The organism is Rhizobium sp. ZX09, from assembly GCF_017357485.1.
GTDB classification, from domain to species: Bacteria; Pseudomonadota; Alphaproteobacteria; order Rhizobiales; family Rhizobiaceae; genus Agrobacterium; species Agrobacterium pusense.
The window spans coordinates 1,612,486-1,636,366 of record NZ_CP031364.1 but is presented as its reverse complement, the minus strand read 5'-3'; the positions used below and the strand labels follow the sequence as shown (position 1 = coordinate 1,636,366).

Here is a 23,881-nt window from a genome sequence, read left to right as displayed (position 1 = left end):
TGTGTAACCGCAAAAGCCGCAAGATCACCGAGGGGACCGATAAAAATGGATCATATTTCAAGAAGAACGATTGCGGATGGACGCTCGCTGGATTTACCGCTGGATCAGGACGCGGAAGACAGCAAGCTGACGGACGCCTGTATTTCAGCTATCAATGAAGCCGTAGAGAACCTTCGCCAGTTGTCGGGTGCGGAACAGATCGCTGGGGCAACCCCGCCCTGTCCGGAGGTGGCGCTACCGCCCTCGCCGACGACACCGCAATCCAGCATATTGCGGGATAGGCCATCGGGAAACCCGGCACCGAAACAGGAGCCACACCCCGCGTCGCGACCTGCCCCCAAAGCCAAGATCGACAATGCAGAACTGAAGAGCGCGCCCGACCTCCCCTTCGTCAAGACTATCGACAACAATGATGGTCCGATCCGTGAAAACGAACGCCGCCCGGCGACGGGCGGTGGCGGCGATGGCAAGGAACCAACGGGCAATGGCGGCGGTGGCGGCGGCGGTGGCAGCAGCCAGAGCGGCTTTCATAAACGCAGCGAACCGATCAATTTCGCCGCAAGCCTTGCCAAGGGTATCGCCGCGGTACGCCGCAACATGATTGTGGTGATGCTGTTCACCGTCGCCATCAACGTCCTGCTTCTCGCCATACCGCTTTATCTGTTTCAGATTTCGGACCGCGTGCTGACGAGCCGCTCGATGGATACGCTCGTGATGCTGACGGTCGCGGTTCTCGGAGCGGTACTGCTGCAGGCTTTCATGGATGCCATCCGCCGCTTCATCCTGATGCGTACCGCTGTGGAGCTCGAGGTCCAGCTCGGCGCTCCCATCCTGTCTGCCGCCGCACGCGCCTCCCTGCATGGCAGCGGCAAGGATTACCAGATATTGCAGGATTTACAGCAATTGCGCTCATTCCTCACCTCGGGAACCCTTATCGCTTTTCTCGATGCGCCGCTGATGCCGCTCTTCATCGTGGTGGTTTATCTGGTCCATCCGCATCTCGGTATTATCATCATGGTCTGCTGCGCCGTGCTGTTCACCATCGCCTGGCTGAACCAGCGCTTCACCGCACGGCAATTCTCCGAAGCCTCGGGTTATCTGAGCCGCGCCAATTTCCATCTCGATTCCATGTCGCGCAATTCGCAGATCATCAATGCGCTCGCCATGATCCCCGAAGCGGTAAAAATGTGGGGCCGCGAAACGGCGGGCTCGCTGAAATCGCATGTGGCCGCACAGGATCGAAACATTATGTTCTCTGGCGTGTCCAAGGCCGCGCGTATGATCACACAGGTTGCGCTTCTCGGCTGGGGCGCGCATCTGTCGCTCTCCGGCGAGCTGACAGGCGGCATGGTGATTGCGGCCTCCATCGTTTCGGGCCGTGCGCTCGCGCCCATTGAAGGAGCGATCGAGGGCTGGCACCAGTTCAACAAATCGGCCGCCTCCTATGGCCGCATCAAGCAGCTCCTCATCAGCTCACCGCTCAATTTCCCACGCCTGCGCCTTCCCAATCCGGAAGGACGCCTGGATGTTGAGCGCATTCTCTTCGTACCGCCGCCGCAGAAGAAAGTGATCCTAAACGGCATCTCTTTTTCGCTGAAAAAGGGTGAATCGCTTGCCATCATCGGCAATTCCGGCTCCGGCAAGACGACGCTCGGCAAAATGCTGGTCGGCTCCATCCTGCCTACATCGGGCAATGTTCGTCTCGATCTCATGGACCTACGCAACTGGGACCAGCGGCAGTTCGGGGAAAGCATCGGTTATCTGCCGCAGGACGTCCAGCTGTTCCCGGGCACCATCAAGGCCAATATCTGCCGCATGCGCGACGATATAGAGGACAGGCAAATCTATGAGGCCGCAGTGCTGGCCGACGTTCACGAGTTGATCGCCGGTTTCCCGCAGGGTTATGAAACCGTGGTCGCCGCCGATGGCGCACCACTTTCCGGCGGGCAGAAACAGCGCATCGCACTTGCTCGGGCCTTCTTCGGCGATCCCAAGTTCGTGGTACTGGACGAACCGAACTCAAACCTCGACACCCAGGGTGAGCAGGCCCTGGCCAAGGCGCTGCTGCACGCCAAAAGACAGGGCATCACCACTGTCACAATCACCCAGCGGCCGGCGCTTCTGCAATGCGTCGACAAGATCATGGTGCTGAAAGACGGGTCGGTCGCCATGTTCGGCGAAAGGATGGACGTGCTGAAAGCGCTCTCCGGCAATGGCCGCCAGGCCAGCCAGTCCCCGCAGATCGAGGGTTGAGGACCGTCATGTTCAGGAAAAAGAACGCCATTGCCGAAGTCAAACCACAGGGTCAGCTGGAATGGTACAGCGAGGTACCGCGCTCAATCCGCCTGCACAGCTCGATCGGTCTTGCCGTGCTGCTCGCTTCCTTCGGCGGGTTCGGGTACTGGGCTGGCACCGCGCCGCTCTCCTCCGCCATCATCGCCCAGGGCAGCTTCGTCGCCACCGGCAATAACAAGGTCGTGCAGCATCTGGAAGGTGGCATCATCAAGGAGATGATGGTCAGCGAAGGCGACACGGTCAAGGTGGGCGACGTGCTGCTCACACTCGACAAGACGACGGCGCTCGCCAACGAACGCATGTTGCAGCTGCGGCGGCTTCGGCTTGAGACCATCGTCACGCGCCTGCGCGCCGAAGCGCAGGGCGCAAAGAGCTTCAAGGTGCCCGACATCGTCATGAAGGAAGCCGGCGATCCGGATATCAACGCCATCATCCAGAGCCAGAACATCGTGTTCCACAGCAAACTCATCAAGCTCGAAGAGCAGTTGAACCTGATCGAGAAGAACATCAGGTCGCTGGAGTTTCGTTATGCGGGTTATGACGGGCAGAAGCAGTCCTTCGACCGGCAACTCGCGCTTCTCACACAGGAACGCGATTCCAAGGAGAGGCTCGCCAAGGATGGTGTCATCCGCAAGACCGACATGCTGGCGCTGGAGCGCGCCATTGCCGATGCGATGGGGGACATTGCCCGCCTGAGCGGCGAAATGAACCAGAGCGAAGCGGAAATCGCCAAATTCAAGCAGGAAGCGATCATTGCGGTCAACGCCAACAAGCAGGCGGCGCTTGATGCGCTGGAGACGGCGGAGTCCGATCTCGACAGCGTGCGCGAACAGGTCCGTGGGGCCGCCGAAGTGCTGGAGCGCACCGTCATCCGCTCCCCCGTCAACGGAACTGTCGTGCGCGCTTATTATCACACACCCGGCGGCGTCATCACGACAGGCAAGCCGATCATGGAAATCCTGCCGGCCCATGTTCCGCTGATCCTCGAGGCGCAGGTGCTCAGAACCTCAATTGACCAGCTGCACGAGGGCCAGACGGCAGCGATCCGTCTTTCGGCGCTCAACCGCCGCACCACGCCGGTCCTGAACGGCAAGGTTTTTTACGTTTCCGCCGACAGCATCGAGGAGAACGCCGGTCTGCAGGTCAAGGATGTCTATATCGTGCGCGTGCAGGTGCCCGATGAGGAAATCGCCAAGGTCCATAATTTCCGCCCAGTGCCGGGCATGCCTGCCGACGTATTGATCCAGACTTCGGAGCGTACTTTCTTCGAATATCTGACCAAGCCGATCGCTGACAGCATGTCCCGTGCTTTCAAGGAAAGATGAAGAGATATCAGTAACCTACCCTGTCTTTTCCGCGACAGTCGGCATATGATGTCTAAGGATGTTTTGTCGGGGCGGGAGAAGCGTCATGGCGGCGATGTCGGATGTATTGCTGCTGGTCGGCAGGCTGAACTATGTGTGGACCAACACCGAGAGCCTGATGATCTATCTGATCGTCCACCTTTTGAAAGTGGACAAGGAGGCTGCCATCGTCGTGTTCCTCACCCTCAACACCACACGGGCGCGCATGGATCTCATCGAACGCCTGGCAAAGCTTCCCTCCACCGACGCGAAGGACCGGAAGACTGTCCTCTCCATCATGGCGCGGCTGAAGAGGGAAGCGAAGACGCGCAACAAATACAATCACTGCATCTATTCTTTTGACGAAAAGGGCGATATCGCCAGCACCCAGCTGATGCGTCTGGTGGAAGATGACAGCCAGGTCCGCTACGGCAAGGTCGAGCGCATGGACGAAAAGGAAATCGGTCAGCTCGAAAAATCAATCGCCGACATTGTCGAGGTCAGCAAGGATATGTGGAGCTTCATTCACGCCAGTCCACATGTCTCGGCGGATTATCTCTAGGGTCTGGTCTGCAGCCTCATGCCGATCGCGGGGTGAGTCTCACCGTTCCGCGCCGCCTTTACCGGAAGGCAAAGTTTTCCGGCCGCGAAATAAAGCAGGAACGAACCGATCTGATAGGGGAAGATGATGTCAATCTCCACGAAGGATCGCACCACGAACAGCGCGCAAATCGCAAAAAGGATAACGCCCTGCGGGTCGCTTCGACGCATCAGCACCGATCTCAGATGTCCCAGCAGCGTGCCGTAAAGCACCATGCCCAGCAGGATCATGCCGACAAAGCCGTTTTCCACCACTGTCTCGATATAGGTATTGTGGAAATGGAAGCCGCTGCGGCCGGTGATGAAGAAGTCGTTCCACAACCGTTCGGCATCGGCAAAACCCGCAACCCAGAATCCCTGGTAGCCGACCCCCAGGATCGGAGCCTGCTTTGCAGCCTCTATGCCCTGCTGCCAGAGATAGGTTCGGCCGGTCAGCGTCGAATCCTTGCCGAAGATACCGAGAATGGCATCTAACAGACCGAACTGCAGCGAAGCCACCGCAAGCAGCGCGCCGAGACCGCCGAGAGCAAAAAACATCATTTTACGGTTTGCGGGTGAAAGCATCCCGATCGGGATAAAACCGATGATGAGGGCGACAACGGCCGCGGTGGTAATGGCGGAGGTGGCAGACTGCGATGCGACGAGGCTATAGGCAGACAAGAGTCCCGTCACGCCTGCAATCGGCAGCCAGATGCCCCTTTGCTTGAGTACCAGCACAGACGAGGCAGCAAAAATGACGCCCAGCGACGCGTAGAAACCGAGCTGGTTTTTGGATGAGAAGGCACCGACGAAACTGTAGGTCCCATCAAGCGCGTCAAAAAGATAGATGCCGAACAGAAGCGAATAGAGCAGGACGACGCCGATACCAATCAGGGCGCCCCGCGTCAGCGTCCGGATGGAAATCACGCGCATGGCAATCAGCGCGCAAACGATATGGGTCATGTATTGGATGGAGGCGCGCATGGTTACAGATACGGCTTCCGACCAGAAGCTGGACAGGACGGTAAGAATGCCGAAGCCGAAAATCCACAGATAACGCGGATAATTGCCGAGCACGCGCCGGTAGTCGACCACCACCAGCGGCAACCACATGCCATAATAGGCCAGAACCGAGATTTGCCCGAAACGCGACGAATAGGCGAAAACGAAGAATGACAGCGCAACGGCCGTCATCCCATAAATCTCATTGCGTTCGGGATCGATCAGCGCCGATTTGGCGATCCGCATTGAAACCTCACTGCATCAGGATTTCAGAAGAGACCTTGATGACGTCGCCGGGCTGAAGTAAGGCATTTTCATCGACCTTCAGCTCCTTCGGCTTGCCGTTTTCCTCACGTACCACGACATAGCTGATCGTCGCGGACTTACCCGATGGATCGAAGCGGATCGCCTCGGCCGATTGCGCCAGTGCCTCCGACATCAATTCGCGGCTCGTGGTCAGCTGCAGATTGAGCTTGTCGAGTTCCGCTTCCGTGTCCTGCAACTCCTTGGAGCGCTGCGCCACCCAGTCGTTGCGCAGGTTGATCTCGTCCTGGGTTGCCTTGTTGATATCCTGTTTGGCGCGCAGCGACTGCGTGTCGATATCGAGGAGGGTGGATTCCACCTCGGCCGCACGTTCTTCTGCCGAAATGCGCCGCTGCGACAAGGCAAGGCCTTGCTCGTTCAGCCTGTTGACGCGGTCGCGGTCTTCATTGGCGAGTTGAAGCTGCCGGTTTTGCGTTTCCGACTTTTTCTTCAGGGATTCGACTTCGCTCTGCAAAAGCGCGTGCAAGTCCGTCAGCGCCTTGAGCTGAAGTGTATAACGCTCGGTCCGCGATTTCATCAGCGCGCTTTCGCTGGCGAGAAGCGTGTCGATCTCGGCGATCTTTTCCATCTCCGGCGTCTTGGTAATCGTCTGATCGCCCTTTACCTCGGCGATCAACCGCGCCTGGCGGGCAAGCAGCCTTGCCCGCTGGTTATCATAAACGGCGGCGTCACCACGTGCATTGATGAAGTCGCGCGCAAAACGCTGTTCGGCGTCGGACCTTCGCAAGCCGCCTGCAAGACTGACAGCCTTCAGCACCGTGATGTTGGGGGCATAGGGATATTCACCCGGTGTCTGCACATCGCCACTCAGAAAGATCGGCCGGAACTGGGCGATCTCTACGGAGGCCGAAGGCAGGTTGCGGAGGGCGAACTTGCTCTGAAGCTGAGCGCCGATCTGGTCGCTCACCTCGGAAGGCGTTTTGCCTGCGACGTCCAGCTGACCGATGAAGGGCAAGGACAGCGTACCGGAGGGCCCGACGGAATAGTCGCCGTTGATGACGTCCCAGTTGCGGATGCTGCCGTCGGCCGGTTGCCATTCGGCAACGCGGATACGCAGCTTGTCCGCGGTACCGAGCTTATATTGAGCGCCATCCGCAGCCATTGTGGAAAGCGGCGCGGAAAAAGCGACGGTAGCAGCAAGAACGAGGGCCACAAACGGGCGGTGGGCGGCGGAAAAGCCGTTCATCGGGAAACTCCCTGTTAGCGGATCGCCATACAGGCGATCAGGCCGTCGCGCGACCGGCAAGGCGGCGCCGCAAGAAGCGGCCGGTATGATTAGCACCAATGACGCACCCGAAGACCGGACTTGGGATCCCGGTCGGGGTGCGTGTCGAAGCGAAGATCGATATAGCCGAACTCAATATCGGTTTTCAGTAGCTTCCGCGTGACAGGCACACGGCGGGAATGGTCTTGACGATGATGAAGACATCCTGCCGCATCGACCAGTTCTGGACATATTGTGTGTCGAAAGCAACGCGAGTCTTGTAAGACACATCGTTACGGCCGCTGATCTGCCACAGGCCGGTCAGACCCGGGCGGGTGCTGAGATAATAGGCGGCAGCGCTTTCATAGTAGCTCAGCTCCTCGTCCACGACGGGACGCGGGCCAACCACACTCATTTCACCACGAAGGATGTTAATGAGCTGCGGCAGTTCATCAAGGGAGAGCTTGCGCAGCACGGCGCCAACGGCCGTAACACGCGGATCGTTCTTGAGCTTGCGGGTAGCCCGCCATTCCTCGGCGGCTTCCGGATTGGCGGCAAGATATTGCCGCAGGATCTCATCGCCGTTCATCGCCATCGTCCTGAATTTCAGGCAATGGAAATAGCGGCCATTATGTCCCACACGACGGTGACCATAAAAGATCGGGCCGGGGTCGGACATCTTCACCAGAACGGCGATCAGCAGGAATATCGGGCTGAAGATGAGCAGCGCAAGAGCAGCCGATGTCATATCGAAGCTGCGTTTTGCGATGCCCCCGATAGGGAAACTGACATCGAAATCTTCGGAGCTGCTGAGTGTCTGTTCAGCCGATTGGGTCGCGGACTTCATAGAGAGAACTCCATTTATGTTTTGCGATTGGTCGGTGCCCGGAGGCGCGTCTTTCCGTCTAAAGGAGATAACAAGTCTGTGTTCGGAATTTGATGCTAATGGATTTTTTGTAAGGCACATTGCCCATAACCGTCTATGCGATTTCTTGCGTGAGCGGCCGATCAACGTCCGGGCAATATTAACGGTTGCATAAAAAAGCAACAAATGTGCTGAAGGCCATGTCTTGAGAGCATGGGTGACGCCGTCGCATGTATTGGTTTTTGTGCGAGCGATAGCCTTTTCTTATGTGTTTCTTATAACTTGGCGAGATGAGACAGGAACGTTAAGAACAGCGCGGCATATGACAGACTATTAAATTTTTTTGCGGCGCAGCAAGATTGTGGCAATGCATATAAAATTTGACATATCGGCTGGGATTTTTTTGCCCCCTACCTGCACCTCGCCAAGAAAAAGCGATAGAAAAATCGCTAAAAGGCGGCAAAGGCGGCAAAAGAGTGGCGAGAAACTGCATTATTGTCATGGCAGCCACGCAAAAGCCGCATAGCTAACGGCCACTTTTTTTGAACGCAGCCCTGCGCGCCTGTCCTGAAGGTGGTTCCAGGCCCCAATTTGGGGGAATCAGAAGGTTGGCGGTGTGCAGGCGCTGATGACCTCACAGGCCACCGGTCCGACGCAGCGAAAGCGATGTGGCCTTCGGCTTTCGAAATAATAGGCATCACCCGGGCCGAGCACCCGCCTCTCCTCGTCCACCGTCACTTCCAGTCGCCCTGAAAGGATAATGCCGCCTTCTTCGCCATCATGGACCAAGGGCACCTTGCCGGTATCGGCGCCGGGCTGGTAGCACTCTTTCAGTATCTGCAGGCTGCGGCCGAAGACATTCTCGCCCACCTGGCGAAACGAGATGGGGCCCTTGCCAATTTCAACCAGCTCGTCCGCCCGATAAAAAGCCTTACGGCTCGTATCCGGCTCAAAGGCGAAAAATTCGGCCAACCCTATCGGTATGCCATCGAGAATGCGTTTCAGCGCGCCCACGGACGGGTTCGAGGTGTTAGATTCGATCAGGGAAATCGTAGAATTAGTGACACCAGCACGCCTTGCCAGTTCCCGTTGGGAAATATTGTGACGCAGCCGCAGATGGCGCAAACGTCCCCCTATATCCACCGACATCCCGTCGCCCCCGTTGCCGTTGTTCGAAATATCGAAAACCCATCTTCACGCCTACAGTATTTTCAATCACTTCGCCACATGGAGAAAAGGGCTTGTTCGGTGAAGAAAATAGCTTTCAATCGTCGGCCACGAACAGGAGAACCGTGATGGACAACCCGAGCCGATCTAATTCCACATCGCTTGACAGCTACTGGATGCCTTTTACCGCCAACCGGCAGTTCAAGGCCAATCCCCGTCTGCTGGCGAGCGCCGAAGGCATGTATTACACCAGCAATGATGGCCGTCAGGTTCTCGATGGAACGGCTGGCCTCTGGTGCGTTAATGCCGGCCACGGACGCCAGCAGATTGCCTCCGCAGTGAAGCATCAGCTTTCCACTATGGACTACGCACCTTCATTCCAGATGGGTCACCCGGTCGCATTCGAATTTGCCGAACGGCTGGCGGAAATCGCCCCCGGCCCGGAAGGCGGCAAACTGGACCGCGTCTTCTACACTGGTTCGGGATCGGAATCGGTCGATACCGCGCTCAAAATCGCGATCGCCTATCAGCGCGCCATTGGCCAGGGGACGCGCAGCCGCCTCATCGGCCGCGAACGCGGGTATCACGGTGTCGGTTTCGGCGGCATTTCCGTGGGCGGCCTCGTCAACAACCGCCGCGTCTTCCCGCAAATCCCCGCCGACCATCTGCGTCACACCCACGATCTTACGAAGAACAGCTTCGTCAGGGGCCAGCCAGAGCACGGCGCCGAGCTCGCGGACGATCTGGAACGGTTGGTCGCCCTGCACGGTGCGGAAACCATCGCCGCCTGCATCGTGGAACCCGTGGCGGGCTCCACCGGTGTCCTCGTGCCACCGAAAGGCTATCTGGAACGCCTGCGCGCCATCTGCGACAAGTACGGCATTCTGCTGATCTTCGATGAGGTCATCACCGGTTTCGGACGCATGGGCTCATCCTTCGCCAGCAATTACTTCGGCGTGACGCCCGATATCGTCACCACGGCGAAAGGGCTCACAAACGGAGCTATCCCCATGGGTGCGGTCTTCACCAGCCGCAAGGTTCATGATGCCTTGATGCATGGCCCCGAAAGCCAGATAGAACTGTTCCATGGCTATACCTATTCCGGCCACCCCGTCGCCTGCGCGGCAGGCATCGCAACGCTGGACATCTATCGCGACGAGGGCCTCTTCACCCGCGCCTCCGAATTGCAGGACGCCTGGCACGATGCCATTCATTCGCTCAAGGGCTCGCCCAACGTCATCGACATCCGCACCATAGGCTTCATCGCCGGCATAGAACTCCAGCCGCGCGACGGCGCGATCGGCGCCCGTGCCTATGATGTCTTTGTGGATTGCTTCGAACGTGGCCTGCTCATTCGCGTCACCGGCGACATCATTGCTCTTTCACCGCCGCTGATCGCCGAAAAATCCCATTTCGACGACATCGTTTCCATTCTCGGCGACGCGCTGAAAAGAGCGGAATAACTGGATTTAACAGGAAGGCTGCAATCTAAATTGCAGCCTTTTTCACTTTTCTACCAGTAACATGGAATGTTCCTGAATCGAGCGCAGGCCGCCCTCGCCCGTGGGACGCCATATGTGCCCTGTCAGATCACCATGCGGCCGGGACCGGCGCTTGAGCTTGGCCAGGCGGCTGGCGATGGCACGCACCTTTTCGACAAGGGGGCTCTCTTTTCAGATCGTTCTGCCAGTGCCACGCCGGCGAAGCGTATCGGCAACCGTATGGATATGCGCAGCGCCAATACCGCAGCAGCCACCGATCAGGGTGGCCCCCGCATCTGCCCAGGAGCAGGCGAAGCGGGAATAGACATCATCGGTCAGATCCGCTCTCGTGCCGTGCAGCCCCTCATTGGCGGCGGAGTCGCCCTGTTCGCCTTCGAAGGCATTGGCATAGATGCCAATATCCAGAGCAACACCCTTTTCCTTGAAGACGGCGGCTGCGGTTTCCACGGCAGCCCTCATCACTTCCGGCTTGCTGCAGTTGAAGAGCAGCGCTGTGGCACCTGATCCGGCGGCCCATTCGGCGGCGGAGCGCACGGTCTCGCCGGAACGCAGCTTGGGCTCCGCACCGTTCACCTGAGCGGGTTCGTCGTTCAGCGTGAAGGAAATCCAGAAAGGCTTGCCCGTCTCGGCCACCGCCTGCCGCACCGCCTCACCCTCAGCGACAAGGCTCAGGGTCTCTCCAAGCCAGACATCCACATGTGGCTGAAGATTTTCGACCAGCACCTTCAGATAGTCCTGAACGCGAGAGGGATCGAAATTTTCTGGCTCGTAGGAGCCAAAGATCGGAGGGAGCGAGCCGGCCACGGCCACATTACGCTTCGAAGCCTCCGCCGCTTCACGCGCCAGGCGACCGGAAAGGGCGATCAGTGAAGCACCTTCTTTGTTGAACCGGTCTTCGCCGATATGAAAAGGGACCAGCGCATAGGAATTGGTGGTCACCACATCCGCGCCGGCCTCGATGAATTCCGCATGCACCTGGCGGACGATGTCCGGGGCGTTGATGAGCGCGAGCGCCGACCACTCGGGCTGCTTCAGTTCAGCGCCCAGCCGCTGCAATTCACGGCTCATGCCACCGTCCAGAATACGAATATCGCTCATGAGAACTCCTTGATAGGCTATCGGCGCACCGGCACCTGCGCCTCGATGAAACCGAAGCAGCGGGCAATGATGGCGGTGAGGATGAGATAAAAAATCGTCACGACGAAAAGCGGCTCGTAGACCAGCAGCGTGTCCTGCCGCACCTTGTAGGCGACGGCGTAAAGATCCATGACTGTCACCGTGAACGCAAGCGGCGTGGCTTTCAGCTGCATCACCACTTCACCCGCGATCGTCGGCAGCGCCGCGCGGATCGCGCGCGGCAGCCAGATGCGGCGCGCCAGCGTGAACCGGCTCATGCCGAAGGCCCTGCCCGCCTCAAGTTCGCCTTTCGGAACGCCCAGCAACGCACCACGAAGAACTTCGGCTTCATAGGCTGCGTAGTTCAGCGTGAAGCTGACCGCCGCAAAAAAGAAACCTTCGCGCAGCACCGGCCACAGAAAGCTTTGCCGCAGCCCCGGCACCATGGGCAAGAGCGACCCCACGCCGTAATAGAGCAGCCAGAGTTGTATCAGCAGCGGCGTGCCCCGAAAAAAGGTGCAATAACCACGCGCGAGAATCCGGGTCATTCGGCCGCCGCTGACCTGCGCGAAGGCAAGTCCGATGGCGAGAACGAAACCGCAGCAGACGGAGATCACGAGCAGGGCGATCGTCTGCCATGCTCCGGAGAGAAGAAGCGGCCAGTATTTCCCGACCCAGGAAAAATCCATCGCCAATCTCCCTCACGCCAGGCTGGGCTGACCACGGCGCACGTGCCGTTCGATCTGCCTGAAGATGACATTGGAGACGAGGGTGATCGCCAGATACATCAGGGCCGCAGCCACGAAGAACAGGAAATACTGCTTAGTACTTGCACCGGCGAGCCGGGTCGCGAGCGCCAGTTCCTGATACCCCACAACGGCGACAAGCGCACTGTCCTTGGTGACGGCGAGCCACAGGTTGGAAAGCCCCGGCAGGGCATTGGGCAAAAGCGCCGGCAGAACGACACGGCGAAACCTCAGGAGGGGAGACATGCCGAAAGCCCTCGCCGCTTCGATCTGGCCGTTGGGGATCGCCATTATCGCCCCGCGCAGCACTTCCGTCATGTAAGCGCCCTGCACGAAGCCCAGAACCGCCACTGCTGCTATGAAGCCGTTGACCTCGAGCACCGGCAATCCAGCCAGCTGCAGCAGGCGATTGAGCCCGTCGGTTCCGGCATAATAAAGCCCCACAATCAGGATCAGTTCCGGCACGGAGCGGATAAGCGTGGTGTAGAGATTGAGGACGGTTTCGAGCCCGCGGTTGCCCGAAAGCTTGCCCAAGGCGCCCGCCATGCCGATGACGATGCCGATGAGATAGGCCCCGGCCGAGATGGCAAGCGTCGCTGCAGCACCCGTCAACAGGGTACCACCCCATCCCGGAGGATAGGGTGACAGAAGCTGCAACATTGTATCCAGGCTTGCCATCTGCCGAACCCGACCCGGATTACTTCGCGCCGTAGATATCGAAGCTGAAGTACTTCCTGGTGATCTCATCATATTTGCCGCTGGCGCGGACGGCGGCGATGGCGGCGTTCAGCTTCTGCTTCAGTTCGGTGTCGTCCTTGCGTACGCCACCTGAAACGCCAAGTCCGAGGATTTCCGGGTCGTCAGCAACATTGCCGGCATCCGCGCAGCAATCCTTGCCGGCATCGCTTTTCAGGAACGTATCGAGAACAAGTGAGTCACCAAAGACGTAATCGATACGACCCGCAGCCAGATCCTGAAACGCCTCATCCAGCGTCTGGTAGGTTTTTTCGTCGGCTACGTCCTTGAAATACTTTGCATAATAGGCAGACTGAATGGTGGCGACCTGGATACCGATGGTCTTGCCTTTCACGTCTTCAGCCGTTGCCCCCGGCTTTCCGTCCTTGGCCCCGATCAGCTTGCTCGGAGTATTGTAATATTTGTCGGTGAAGCCAATCACCTTCTGACGCTCCTGCGTGTTGGACATGGAAGACCAGATCACATCGAATTTCTTGCTCTCAAGCGCGGGAATGAGACCGTCCCAGGATAGCGCGACGATGGAGCATTTCTCCTTCATCTCGGCGCAGACGGCATCCATCAGGTCGATTTCCCAGCCCTGCCACTTGCCGCTGGCGTCCTGCGCGAAGAAAGGCGGATAGCTTTCGTTCATGACGCCGAAGCGGACGTCTGCGCTGGCGGAGAAAGCGGAGAGTGCGAAAGCCGTACCGGCCAGCATTGAGGCGAAGAATTTCATTTAAATCTCCTGTTACGAAAAAATCAGCTCGCGAGCGCGCCGGTGAATTCCCGGCACCTTGCACTCAGAGGATTGCCGAAGACCCGTTCCGGCGGTCCTTCTTCTTCCACGCGGCCTTGATGCAGAAACATGACATGGCTCGACACATCGCGCGCAAAACGCATCTCATGTGTCACCAGAAGCATGGTGCGGCCTTCCTCGGCGAGATCACGGATCACCTTCAACACCTCGCCGACCAGCTCCGGGTCCAGCGCCGAGGTGGGTTCGTCGAACAACATCACCGCCGGCTCCACGCAGAGCGCGCGGGCTATGGCTGCCCTCTGCTGCTGACCGCCGGACAGGAACGCCGGATAAGCATCCTTCTTCGCGTAAAGCCCGACCTTGTGCAGCAGCGCTTCAGCCTTCTCGATGGCTTCCGCACGTTTCACGCCCATCACATGCACCGGGGCTTCTATGATGTTCTCAAGTACAGTGCGGTGGGCCCATAGATTGAAATTCTGAAAAACCATGCCAAGACCGGTGCGCAAACGCTCCACCTGGCGCCAGCTCTGCGGCAGGGCATTGCCGTCCCGACCGTACTTCACGGCCACTTCCTCGCCATTCACGATAACGCGCCCACGATCCGGAACTTCGAGGAAGTTGATGCATCTGAGGAAGGTGCTCTTGCCGGAGCCTGAGGAGCCAATGACGGAAATGACGTCCCCTTTGTGCGCCTTGAGCGAAATACCTTTCAGAACCTCGTGAGAACCAAAGCTCTTGTGGATATCGTCAACCGCCAATGCGCAGGGAACGTCAGTCGTCATCAAAGGGTCCGGGTCATGTCAATAGCTGCGCACATCTAGCAAAGTGCGCGTTTTCTGACGCGGAAATAACCGCTCTATTGCATCGCGGAAAGGAAAAAACATTCCCGACAACGGAAAAGAAAGAAAATTGCGGCCAACTGCCGTTATCCGGCCACCGTTCTCCGTTCCGCCCTATGGCGCAGTCGGAGAGATATCACTGCGGAGATACCGCTATTGCGGAGATGCGCCGCGTCCTTCGGCCACGTCAACCGGCGGCGCCTGATTTTGCTGATCTCTTTTCACACCAAACTCGCATAACGCCAACCGGCGCATCGTCGCGAGCAACTCGAGGTCGATGGCTGCACCATCATCCTTCAGCAGAAAATCCTGAAGAGTTTTGCGTATCGTCTTTTCCACGAGTTTGGCCTGCAACGTCTCATCTGATGTGAAACGGGCGGCCCAACGAACGAGAATTCGTCGTAGCAGACAATATTCGAAATTTGACGGATGCAACATATGTGCATCTCCGCAAAAAGCAGGCGGGAGCACATAGTAACCCTCAGTTGCCACCGCCTACGAATTCGGTTGGTAGCAATGTATGAACCATAGCATCATTCGGATCGAAGTCGACCCCTGAATTCTGGCCCGTACAGAGTGCCCGCCTCGCATGGACATTATCCCGAGGCGATGCGTCAACTCCGGCAACCGGCAACGCCGTTCAAGCGGGCTTTTCTTCCACCCCGAGGAACATTTCTTGCCCATCACGGTTGGTGGAGCCTCAACCATCAGGAGGCTCAACAATGAAGACCATTCTTTCCCTCGCGTTCGCACTCGTCGCCGGAACTGCTTTGGCGCAATCCGCGACGGAATCCACCGGCGTCAATTCCGCACTTGGCGTCGCGCCAAAAACCGAGGATTTCATCTTGCAGGCCTCGGCAAGCGATATCTTCGAAATTGAATCAAGCAAACTCGCCCTCACCAAAGGGAACGAGGAAACCAAAGCCTTTGCGCAGCAAATGATCACCGAGCATGAGAAAACCAGTTCGGAACTGAAAACCCTGTTATCCGGCGGCAAGGTGAACGGGACACCGGTCACCGCTCTGACAGATGATCACAAGGAAGAAGTGGACGACCTCGCAAAACTCGACGCCAACGAGTTCAACGAAGAATATATCGATGATCAGGTCGATGCGCATGAAGACGCCGTTGATCTTTTCAAGCGCTACGCCGAGGGCGGCGATAATCCGGAGCTTAAGGCGTGGGCGGCAAAAACTTTACCGGCGCTCCAGCATCATCTGGAAATGGCCCAGGGCCTCGACAAAAACTGACGATAGATGGCTGCTGGTGATCTTTGTGTGATGGAGAAGCTGGCGCGACACGGCTAGGCTCGCACCCGGACGTGCGAGTTGATCAGGCGGCGCGCCGGCGAAATTCTTCAGGCCGGATCCCGGCAGCAGAACTTCACAATCCTCCGCGCGTTCATCGCAAGAAGGACGGCTGAAAAATGAACGATGCGAACACCCGAAACTACACTATCGAACAGATTCAGGAAATATATGCGTTGGGCTTGGTGCAGGCGGCAGAACTGTTTGAACGGTTTGCAGGTGATAGGGCGGCCATCGACAAAATGATGAAGCGCTGTCCGCACAGGGAGGATAAAGAACAACGCTAGGTGCCGACACTTATCTGCGCAGCGAAAATTTGTGTTTCCGATCTTGATCCGGGGCACCGCCGCTCCAATATTTTTCAGGCTTCTTGATCTGGTTGTTTAAGATTGGAGGTAAAGATGAACAGCCCGGAAGTTTTGTTTAGAGCGCCTGTTCGGGTGCGCATGCAATGCGGCCTTGAGAGATCGTTTCTCAGCGTTTACGACGCCCTGGATTTTCTGGAAAACGAATGGCCGCTTCGCCGTGGTGAACGCTATAAGCGCGCCGTGCAAAAATGCCGCGCCGCGCTGTCCAGGCTCGAAGCCGCGGAAGTGGCGCGGGAAGCATTCATCTCCGCCTGCCTTGAGGCGAGCATGCCGCTGGTTATGGCCGGTCCGGTCCATTTCGATGAAATGTTGCCCATGAGCCGCGCAGTCGGCTAGAGGGCTGTGCCAGAACACATTCCCTGGCTAAGCCCCGCTGTTCCGGCGGGGCACCGGTAACGTGCTGCGTCGTTTACCTGGGAGGTACAACGCCATGAATGATGCCGACAGCGGACCGCCCGACGCGGTTGAGCCGCCGTTGCCGGCGGCCCACCTCTCTCCTAGGTCAGTAGGTCTGCATCGGCTGTGACAAACCGTCACCGACCGCGCCATTGCCATATTGCGCGACAGGCACGCCTTCCTGACCAATCGGCACACCCTGCTGTGCGGGACCGAGCGCTGTCACCACAATCGGCGTCCCATCTGGCACGCGATTGTAGAGATCGACTATGTCCTGGTTCAGCAGGCGAACGCAGCCCGAAGACACGGATTTGCCAATTGTCCACCATTCGGGCGAGCCGTGCAGACGATAGATCGTGTCCTTGCCATCCTTGAAGATATAAAGTGCACGCGCACCGAGCGGATTCTTGAGGCCCGGCTCCATGCCGCCATTGCGGCTGCTATAAGGCTCCAGCTCCGGCTGACGGGCGATCATTTCGTCTGGCGGTGTCCAGCGCGGCCATTGCCGCTTGTACTGGATGACGCCGCGGCCTGACCACTCGAAGCCCGCGCGGCCAAGACCCACGCCGTAACGCATGGCCTGCCCGTTTTCATAGGTCAGATAAAGGAAATGGTTGGCAGTATCGACCACGATCACGCCGGGGCGCTCGCCGGTCGGGTTCGCCACCATCTGCCGCAGGAACTGGCGCGGAATGCGCTTATAGGGAATTTCCGGCAGCGGAAACTGCTCGTCCGGTTTCGGACCGTACATCAGCGCGTACATCGGATCTTCCGCGGGAGCGGTCGGCCTCGCGGTTTCACGTGCCGTGGTGTTGCAACCCGCAAGTCCGGCCAGTGCCAAACCGCCTGCTCCAAGCAGGAAACCCCGCCGGGTCGTCATCGTCTCGTTCAATTGAAAAACCTCATTTACGTCATCTCACACTGGCAAAGGGATCTGCCAGCGCCGCCTCGGGGCGGCTTATAGGGTACTTCGTGCCGGAAACCTGCGATGCCATTGCCTTGGCGCCGCTCGATTTCAGTATGGCCCTGAAGCTCGGATGCATGCCGCCGTCTACATACGCGCTGAGGGGGGCGGAAGTTCCCTCGCTCATCGCCGCGGCAAGTTTTTGTTGCTCCTCGGCCAGCCTCGATGCCACCAGCGGGTCATTCTCGTTGACGGACGGCGGGCAGGCTGCCAGCGGATCGGCAGGCTCGCCTTCGGCAAATTCACTATTGAAGACATAACGGCGGCCGCAGACGGAGACCTTGGGCTGGCGCCGCGTCACCTCGAAATAATCGTAACCTTCCTTCAGCGTCTTCCAGAAGGGCATGTTGGGGTCGTTCCGGTGCGCCACCATGTTCCTTGCGGTCATGCGGAAGGGATAGGCCTGGACCTGGAAGCGGTCCTGCCCACCCTGCAGCGCACGCGCGACAATGGCATAGATCTCACCCACCTGCGCGTCTGTCATCGCGTAGCAGCCGGAAGATGAACAGGCGCCGTGCACCATCAGCGCCTCGCCGGTATAGCCGAGCGCGGATTCCAGCCGGTTGGGATAACCGAGATTGAATGAGACGTAATATTGCGAATTCGGGTTCAACATGCCGGCCGAGACATGATAAAAACCCTCCGGCGCCTGACGGTCTCCCGTTTTCATCTTCGGCCCGAGTTTTCCGGACCAGCGACACATGGGATATGTCTTCAGCAACGCATAATTGCCGGTCTTGTCGATCTTCCAGACCTCGAGCTCGCTCTCCTGCTTGAAGATACGAACGAGAACCGGGCTTTCCGGACGCATGCTTTTGGCTGACATCTGCGCCATCATCTTGGACGACAGCTTCGGCGGATCTTTTTTCACGCTGTCGAGACCCATTGAGGTGCACGCGGCAAGGCTACCGCCGATCGCGATGACCGCAGCCAGTCTTGCCCCCGTCTTGAACTTTTGCCGCAACCCCGCCACCGCGAAGTTCAGCACAGCCTGCATACCCATGGATATTTCCGCCCGCCTGATTTGCCCGCCTTTCCGGCAGACGCTTAACTATCGAAGGTGGCCACAACACGGCAACCTCATCCATGGACAAAGTCTCGTGAACAGACGTTACCCTTTCGTTAATCATAGGGACACAAGCCCGTGATGGTCTCCGGGCATGACGCCGGAGAAGCATCTAGCGGAGAAGCCCCTGGCCGCCGTCGATCCAGACCGGTGTGCCGGTCACGTGGCGGGACGCATCGGAGGCGAGAAAACCGATCAGCTCGGCGACATCCTCGCTCGTTCCCGCCACACCGCCCGTCACCGGAATATCTCCCGCGGGGAAGCGAACCGGCACCTCGGTTTTTTCCCGTGCGCGTATCTTCGTATTCTCGTCGATTGCCGTTTTGATCGCACCCGGGCACACTGCGTTGACGCGGATGCGGTGCCGCCCAAGCTCCAGCGCCAGTTGCTGGGCCATGGCAAGCTGCCCTGCCTTTGTGACCGAATAGGCGGTCGCGCCGGGCGAAGTGAAGGTGCGCGTGCCGTTGATCGAGGAGACAATGACGATCGAACCGCCGCCTGCCGCCTTTAGATGTGGCACGCTGGCATGAACCGTGAGATAGGTGCCGCGGAGATTGATGCGTATCGTGTCGTCCCACTCCGAGGGCTTGAGTTCATCGATAGGCGCCCAGACACCGTTGACGCCAGCATTGGCCACCACGACGTCAAGGCGGCCAAAATCCTCCACCAGCGCTGCAACGGCGCTCCGCATGGCCTCCTCATCCGACACGTCGGCGATGAGAATTTTCGAGGCGCCGGAACGGGCGGTAATGTCGTCGGCAACGTCCTCCAGTTCGGATTGCGTGCGCCCGAGCAGCCCGAGCGAAAAACCCTGGGTGGAGAGATGAAGGGCGGCGGCGCGTCCGATACCTGAACCGGCCCCGGTCACGAGAGCGACTTTACGAACAGTCAATGTCACAGCCCCCCTTTTCGCGAGGCGATGGAGGTAACGGTCGCCGAGACGGGATCACTGGCCGGAAAGCTGTCCTCCAGCCCCTCTTCCAGCTCCTCCTCCAGAACGTCACGGTCCCTCGCGGTCCGGGCGCTCGCCTGCACGCGCTCACCCTGATCGCGCGTTCCATCATTCTGAGCCGTTCCAAGGCGGGAAAATTGCGAGGGTGCGTCGGCACCCTGGCGCGTTCCAAATGCGGTGAGTTGGACCATCACGGCGCTCGCCCGTTTAATCGCTTCCGCGTCGTCGATCCCTTCCAGGCCATGGGCAAGGCGAACCGAAACGTGATCGCCGTCGCTGCCGGCAAACTCGACGGAGATAGATCCGTCATTGCGTTTTACATAAGTCGTCGAAAGTTGCATGACATGCCCTCCGGCTGGAATTCATCGACAAGGCCGATGCGGGAAATGAGTAAAAGCTCACTTCAGAACGACATAGCGTGGAAGGGGTTCCGATGAATCAGGTCTTTGGTCCGGAAATGGACAAGAGTTTTTTCCTTCGCGACGCAGTGGATGTGGCCCGCGCGCTCATCGGAGCGGAATTTCGCGTCGGCAATACCGGCGGCGTCATCGTCGAGACCGAAGCTTATCATCCAGATGATCCGGCGTCGCACAGTTTCAATGGGAAAACCCCGCGCAACCGGGCAATGTTTGGGCCGGCCGGACGTCTCTACGTCTACCGGTCATACGGCATTCACTGGTGCGCCAACTTCGTCTGTTCCCCCGGTTCAGCCGTGCTTCTTCGCGCGATCGAACCGCGAACCGGTATCGACATGATGAAACTGCGACGGGGAACTGACAAACTCAGACTCCTATGCTCCGGCCCGGGAAGGCTTTGCCAGGCAATGGCCATCACCGGAGAGATGGACGGCGCCGCGCTCGAGGCGCCACCTTTTTTCCTGCAGCTGCCGAAAACCGCAACCGCCGTCAGCATCGGCAGGCGCATCGGCATCAGCCGAGCGATCGATTATCCTTGGCGTTTCGGACTCGCGCACTCACCTTTTGTGAGCAAAAAATTCGAGTCACCCGATCCGGCCTAAAACACCTTCGGGGGCTCGTCGTTTTCGTCGGGATTGGGTGTGGGCACCTCGTCCGGCAAACGATCGGGCTCCGGCTCTTTGATCGGGGGGATGTCGGGCTGGGGTGGAACCGGCATCGGCGGTTCCGGATAGGGCTCAACCGGAATTGTCGTCATTGCGGTCTCCTGATGTCAGCGCCGCGGACCTCACGGAAGTCGCTGCTCTTGATCTATCGCGACACTGCGTTGCAACGCCGTCACTCAGACGGCGCAACACCCAGTTCGCCCATCGGTCATAAAGCCGGGAAGGTCCTCTGGATCAAGTTGCGTCGCCCTGCGGGTCGTAGAAAGGAAACGCAGGCGCGGTCCGTCCGTTCCGTTTTTTTTGAGGGAGACTTCGTGATCGCTCAGGCAAAACCGAGAGCGCCACGGGAAATGTCGCGATTCTCACAATAATCGCGTGAATGGGCTTCATGCCCGTGTTCGCGGGCCGTGGAACGTGTCAATTCCGGGCTCGTTACGTTGAGCAACGCATCGGCATAGGTGCCGGTCGCCTCGACGTCATCGATTACAGGCTGCTGTTGCGGTTTTAAAAATTCAAACATCCATCGTCCTCCATCGACACGTCCCTCAACGCGCCGGTCCGGGTCTCTGTTCCATGAACCCGATACCCTTCCGATTATACATGAGACGATGCTGTAGTATAGATGACGAAAGGCGAACGTTCTAAATCGGCGTTCACAAAATGGAGTGGAATCAGTGAGCTATGGCCCAAAGCTCAGGCAGGGCCGACCGATTCTCGCAAAATCAGCTCCACAGGCCACAGTTCCTGAACCTCGCGGACGGGGCGACCGCCGATGATCTGCAGAAGAAGGTCCGTCACCCTTATTCCCGCCATGCGCATGGGCGAGCGGGTGGTGGAAAGCGGCGGCATCATGCTTTCAGGCGTGAGGTAAGGAAACACATCGTCATGGGCGATGACGGAAACATCCTTGCCGATTGTCAGCCCCATCTGGGTCGCAGCACGGTAGACGCCCTGTGCCGTCATCATGGCACCCGCAACAAAGGCTGTCGGGCGCGGTGTCTGCTCCAGCAGCGAACGGGCAAAGCGGAACGCGGTCTCTTCGCTGAAGTGCTCGTTCATCATGAAGCGCGGATCGGGCGTAATGCCGTGGGTAGCCAGCGCCTCGCGGAAACCCTGTTCACGATCCCGTACGAAGGTTCGTCCGACCGGCCCATTGATGAGAGCTATACGCCGGTGGCCGCGCTCGAGAAAATGGATCGTCGGGCGATAGGTCACATCATGGTTGTCGATATCGAGCCAGGCATGTTCGAAGGGTGTCTTTGAGCGCCCGTGCACGATGAAGGGTACGCCGAGCCGGTTGAGCAGTGCGATACGCTCATCCTCCGGACGCGGTGAGTGCACGATAATGCCATCCACACGACCGCTCGCCGCCAGCCGGCTGAAAATAGCCAGCTCCTCATCGAGATTGTTGTCAACTGTCACGCTGACGAGAATGTCGGTCTCTTCCCGTTCCAGCCGGGTGGCCATGCCGCCCATGAATTCCGAAAAGAAATGTCCTCCGCCCGACCGGCCCATAACGACACCGATAGCGCCGGCCCTGCCGGTTGCCAACCGCACCGCGTTGGCATTCGGCAAATACCCGTATTTGAGCGCAGCCTGCATGACCCGCTGACGCGTTTCCTCACGCACTTCGGGATAGCCGCCCAGCGCTCTGCTAACGGTGGTGGGCGATAGGCCAACCTTTTCTGCGAATTCCTTGAGCTTCATATTTTTTTGCCAATTCGCCCCCTGCATGCGTCGCCGCTGCGGATTTTTCAAGTCGACAAAAATTGAAAACGATTTCAATTTCTTCCCACCTGAAACCTTACAGTCCATCATCTTGAAAGGCAAATGATGAAAATTTGCAGGCAAAAACGCCCGATTTTCGCTCGATTAGAAAGAGTATTGACAGATTGCCCGGCTTTTGCGAGCTTCCTTTTAGTCAAAAGCGCTTTCAATTTTGAGGACAATCGGGAGCGTCAACGGAGGAGTTTGACAATGAATATTTCCATGAAGACTTTGTTCCTGTGCGGCAGCGTACTTTCCGCCGCCGTTTCCGCGCAGGCGGCCGAGATTTCCATCGCCGCCAATTCCACCGGCAAGAACGTCGCATTCTTCAAAGAACGCATTGCGGCTTTCGAAAAACAAACCGGCCACAAGGTCAATCTCGTCACCATGCCATCATCCTCCAGCGAGCAGTTCAGCCAGTACCGGCTGTGGCTTGCCGCAGGTAACAAGGATGTCGATGTCTACCAGACGGACGTCATCTGGGCGCCGCAGCTTGCCGATCAGTTCGTGGACCTGACCGCGGCGACCAAGGATGTCATCGGAGATCATTTCCCCTCCATCGTCGCATCGCAAACCGTGGACGGCAAACTCGTCGCCATGCCGATGTTCACAGACGCGCCCGCGCTGTTTTATCGCAAGGACCTGATAGAAAAATACGGCAAGCAACCGCCGAAAACCTGGAAGGAGCTGAGCGAAACCGCGAAGGAAATCCAGGACAAAGAGCGTGAAGCGGGCAAGAAGGACCTGTGGGGTTTTGTCTTCCAGGGCAGCGCCTATGAAGGCCTCACCTGCAATGCCCTGGAATGGATTGCTTCCGCCGGCGGCGGCCATATTGTCGAAAGCAATGGCGATATCTCCGTCAACAATGAAAAGGCTGCTGCCGCCATCGAAACTGCCAAGGGATGGGTCGGCACCATCGCGCCGCAGGGCGTGCTTGCCTACAAGGAAGAGGAAGCGCGCGGCGTCTGGCAAACCGGCAACTCCGTCTTCATGCGCAATTGGCCCTACGCCTACGCGCTCGGCAATGGCGACGACAGCGCCATCAAGGGCAAGTTCGGCGTAACACCGCTCCCGGCTGGCGCCGAGGGCGAGGCACCGGCCTCAACGCTCGGCGGCTGGAATCTCGCCGTATCCAAATATTCAGCCAACCAGGAAGCTGCCATTGAGCTCGTGAAGTTTATCGCATCCAAGGAAACCCAGAAGATGCGCGCCGTTCAGCTTTCCAACATGCCGACGATCGCTTCGCTTTACGACGACAAGGATGTTGCGGCCGCGCAGCCCTTCATGCCGACATGGAAGCCGATCTTCCAGACCGCCGTCCCGCGTCCTTCCGCCTCGGCCAAGGTGAAATATAACGAGGTTTCGGCCAAGTTCTGGGGTGCGGTCCACAACACGCTCTCCGGCAACGGCACGGCCGCTGAAAATCTTGAGCTTCTCGAGGTTGAACTGACAGATCTCAAAGGCAACGGCTGGTAATCCGGCCCGCGCGGGAACGGTCTCGCCTGA

At 58.5% G+C, this 23,881-nt stretch carries 26 protein-coding genes; 9 read left to right on the top strand and 17 right to left on the bottom strand.

Annotation, left to right across the window (positions count from 1 at the left end; translation table 11 throughout):
* Nucleotides 1-45 precede the first annotated feature (45 nt).
* The 3 genes from BTN45_RS22220 (at nt 46) to BTN45_RS22210 (ending at nt 4,200) form a co-directional block, all read left to right on the top strand.
* The gene (locus tag BTN45_RS22220; RefSeq protein ID WP_207591073.1) at nt 46-2,253 is read left to right on the top strand and encodes a type I secretion system permease/ATPase; all 2,208 of its coding nucleotides are present in this window, start codon (nt 46-48) and stop codon (nt 2,251-2,253) included.
* A gap of 8 nt (nt 2,254-2,261) precedes the next feature.
* Nucleotides 2,262-3,620, top strand: a complete 1,359-nt coding sequence (locus tag BTN45_RS22215) for an HlyD family type I secretion periplasmic adaptor subunit (RefSeq protein ID WP_004438597.1) — start codon at nt 2,262-2,264, stop codon at nt 3,618-3,620.
* 85 nt (nt 3,621-3,705) lie between these two features.
* The gene (locus BTN45_RS22210) at nt 3,706-4,200 is read left to right on the top strand and encodes a hypothetical protein (protein WP_004438593.1); all 495 of its coding nucleotides are present in this window, start codon (nt 3,706-3,708) and stop codon (nt 4,198-4,200) included.
* Here the strand turns inward: BTN45_RS22210 and BTN45_RS22205 are convergent.
* The 4 genes from BTN45_RS22205 to BTN45_RS22190 all read right to left on the bottom strand — a co-directional run bounded on the left by BTN45_RS22205 (nt 4,197) and on the right by BTN45_RS22190 (nt 8,761).
* Nucleotides 4,197-5,465 carry an O-antigen ligase gene (locus BTN45_RS22205; RefSeq protein WP_035211041.1) on the bottom strand — a complete coding sequence of 423 codons (1,269 nt, stop codon included), beginning with the start codon at nt 5,463-5,465 and terminating at the stop codon, nt 4,197-4,199. The two genes, BTN45_RS22210 and BTN45_RS22205, sit on opposite strands and share 4 nt — an antisense overlap.
* A 7-nt stretch (nt 5,466-5,472) precedes the next feature.
* Nucleotides 5,473-6,729, bottom strand: a complete 1,257-nt coding sequence (locus BTN45_RS22200) for a polysaccharide biosynthesis/export family protein (protein WP_207591071.1) — start codon at nt 6,727-6,729, stop codon at nt 5,473-5,475.
* A 184-nt stretch (nt 6,730-6,913) separates the two neighbouring features.
* Nucleotides 6,914-7,594, bottom strand: a complete 681-nt coding sequence (locus BTN45_RS22195) for a sugar transferase (protein ID WP_004438583.1) — start codon at nt 7,592-7,594, stop codon at nt 6,914-6,916.
* A 618-nt stretch (nt 7,595-8,212) separates the two neighbouring features.
* Nucleotides 8,213-8,761: a cupin domain-containing protein gene (locus BTN45_RS22190; protein WP_207591062.1), complete on the bottom strand. Its 549-nt coding sequence runs from the start codon at nt 8,759-8,761 to the stop codon at nt 8,213-8,215.
* A 146-nt stretch (nt 8,762-8,907) separates the two neighbouring features.
* Here BTN45_RS22190 and BTN45_RS22185 point away from each other — a divergent pair, with 146 nt between their 5' ends.
* The gene (locus BTN45_RS22185; protein ID WP_125270817.1) at nt 8,908-10,242 is read left to right on the top strand and encodes an aspartate aminotransferase family protein; all 1,335 of its coding nucleotides are present in this window, start codon (nt 8,908-8,910) and stop codon (nt 10,240-10,242) included.
* 210 nt (nt 10,243-10,452) lie between these two features.
* Here BTN45_RS22185 and BTN45_RS22180 read toward each other — a convergent pair whose 3' ends face one another.
* The 6 genes from BTN45_RS22180 to BTN45_RS22155 all read right to left on the bottom strand — a co-directional run bounded on the left by BTN45_RS22180 (nt 10,453) and on the right by BTN45_RS22155 (nt 14,912).
* Complete coding sequence (locus tag BTN45_RS22180) at nt 10,453-11,379, bottom strand: homocysteine S-methyltransferase family protein (RefSeq protein WP_207591052.1); 927 nt, start codon at nt 11,377-11,379, stop codon at nt 10,453-10,455.
* Between the two features lie 17 nt (nt 11,380-11,396).
* Nucleotides 11,397-12,086, bottom strand: coding sequence for an ABC transporter permease (locus tag BTN45_RS22175; protein WP_037091118.1), 690 nt, complete (start codon nt 12,084-12,086; stop codon nt 11,397-11,399).
* Between the two features lie 12 nt (nt 12,087-12,098).
* Nucleotides 12,099-12,821 carry an ABC transporter permease gene (locus BTN45_RS22170; protein WP_207591050.1) on the bottom strand — a complete coding sequence of 241 codons (723 nt, stop codon included), beginning with the start codon at nt 12,819-12,821 and terminating at the stop codon, nt 12,099-12,101.
* Nucleotides 12,822-12,840: 19 nt separating this feature from the next.
* A complete protein-coding gene (locus tag BTN45_RS22165) occupies nt 12,841-13,614 on the bottom strand; it encodes a transporter substrate-binding domain-containing protein (protein ID WP_035211050.1) in 774 nt (257 codons plus the stop codon).
* A 23-nt stretch (nt 13,615-13,637) separates the two neighbouring features.
* Nucleotides 13,638-14,417 carry an ABC transporter ATP-binding protein gene (locus BTN45_RS22160; RefSeq protein WP_112636714.1) on the bottom strand — a complete coding sequence of 260 codons (780 nt, stop codon included), beginning with the start codon at nt 14,415-14,417 and terminating at the stop codon, nt 13,638-13,640.
* 210 nt (nt 14,418-14,627) lie between these two features.
* On the bottom strand, nt 14,628-14,912 hold the full coding sequence (locus BTN45_RS22155) for a hypothetical protein (protein ID WP_072493583.1): 285 nt from the start codon (nt 14,910-14,912) through the stop codon (nt 14,628-14,630).
* A gap of 284 nt (nt 14,913-15,196) precedes the next feature.
* Between BTN45_RS22155 and BTN45_RS22150 the strand changes: the two genes are divergently transcribed.
* From BTN45_RS22150 to BTN45_RS22140, 3 genes are all read left to right on the top strand, one after another.
* Nucleotides 15,197-15,724, top strand: a complete 528-nt coding sequence (locus tag BTN45_RS22150; RefSeq protein ID WP_044459826.1) for a DUF4142 domain-containing protein — start codon at nt 15,197-15,199, stop codon at nt 15,722-15,724.
* Between the two features lie 176 nt (nt 15,725-15,900).
* The gene (locus BTN45_RS22145; RefSeq protein WP_207591048.1) at nt 15,901-16,068 is read left to right on the top strand and encodes a hypothetical protein; all 168 of its coding nucleotides are present in this window, start codon (nt 15,901-15,903) and stop codon (nt 16,066-16,068) included.
* Between the two features lie 114 nt (nt 16,069-16,182).
* Complete coding sequence (locus tag BTN45_RS22140) at nt 16,183-16,485, top strand: DUF982 domain-containing protein (protein ID WP_004438551.1); 303 nt, start codon at nt 16,183-16,185, stop codon at nt 16,483-16,485.
* A 166-nt stretch (nt 16,486-16,651) separates the two neighbouring features.
* Here BTN45_RS22140 and BTN45_RS22135 read toward each other — a convergent pair whose 3' ends face one another.
* The 4 genes from BTN45_RS22135 to BTN45_RS22120 all read right to left on the bottom strand — a co-directional run bounded on the left by BTN45_RS22135 (nt 16,652) and on the right by BTN45_RS22120 (nt 19,868).
* The gene (locus BTN45_RS22135; protein ID WP_207591046.1) at nt 16,652-17,437 is read right to left on the bottom strand and encodes a L,D-transpeptidase; all 786 of its coding nucleotides are present in this window, start codon (nt 17,435-17,437) and stop codon (nt 16,652-16,654) included.
* Nucleotides 17,438-17,456: 19 nt separating this feature from the next.
* Nucleotides 17,457-18,512 (bottom strand): murein L,D-transpeptidase family protein, encoded by a 1,056-nt coding sequence (locus BTN45_RS22130; protein ID WP_207591044.1) that lies wholly within the window; start codon nt 18,510-18,512, stop codon nt 17,457-17,459.
* Between the two features lie 175 nt (nt 18,513-18,687).
* Nucleotides 18,688-19,473, bottom strand: coding sequence for an SDR family NAD(P)-dependent oxidoreductase (locus BTN45_RS22125; protein ID WP_004438541.1), 786 nt, complete (start codon nt 19,471-19,473; stop codon nt 18,688-18,690).
* Entirely contained in the window at nt 19,470-19,868 is a 399-nt protein-coding gene (locus tag BTN45_RS22120) for a hypothetical protein (protein ID WP_004438538.1), read from the bottom strand. The genes BTN45_RS22125 and BTN45_RS22120 overlap by 4 nt, the downstream gene beginning before the upstream one ends.
* Before the next feature lie 92 nt (nt 19,869-19,960).
* Between BTN45_RS22120 and BTN45_RS22115 the strand changes: the two genes are divergently transcribed.
* Nucleotides 19,961-20,545, top strand: a complete 585-nt coding sequence (locus BTN45_RS22115; protein WP_004438534.1) for a DNA-3-methyladenine glycosylase — start codon at nt 19,961-19,963, stop codon at nt 20,543-20,545.
* Here the strand turns inward: BTN45_RS22115 and BTN45_RS22110 are convergent.
* From BTN45_RS22110 to BTN45_RS22100, 3 genes are all read right to left on the bottom strand, one after another.
* Nucleotides 20,542-20,700, bottom strand: coding sequence for a hypothetical protein (locus BTN45_RS22110; protein WP_004438532.1), 159 nt, complete (start codon nt 20,698-20,700; stop codon nt 20,542-20,544). The two genes, BTN45_RS22115 and BTN45_RS22110, sit on opposite strands and share 4 nt — an antisense overlap.
* A gap of 230 nt (nt 20,701-20,930) precedes the next feature.
* On the bottom strand, nt 20,931-21,128 hold the full coding sequence (locus BTN45_RS22105; RefSeq protein WP_004438530.1) for a hypothetical protein: 198 nt from the start codon (nt 21,126-21,128) through the stop codon (nt 20,931-20,933).
* A 173-nt stretch (nt 21,129-21,301) separates the two neighbouring features.
* Nucleotides 21,302-22,315: a substrate-binding domain-containing protein gene (locus tag BTN45_RS22100; RefSeq protein ID WP_037091219.1), complete on the bottom strand. Its 1,014-nt coding sequence runs from the start codon at nt 22,313-22,315 to the stop codon at nt 21,302-21,304.
* Between the two features lie 270 nt (nt 22,316-22,585).
* On the opposite strand from BTN45_RS22100, the gene BTN45_RS22095 reads away from it, so the two are divergent.
* Nucleotides 22,586-23,851, top strand: coding sequence for an ABC transporter substrate-binding protein (locus tag BTN45_RS22095; RefSeq protein ID WP_207591042.1), 1,266 nt, complete (start codon nt 22,586-22,588; stop codon nt 23,849-23,851).
* Nucleotides 23,852-23,881 lie beyond the last annotated feature (30 nt).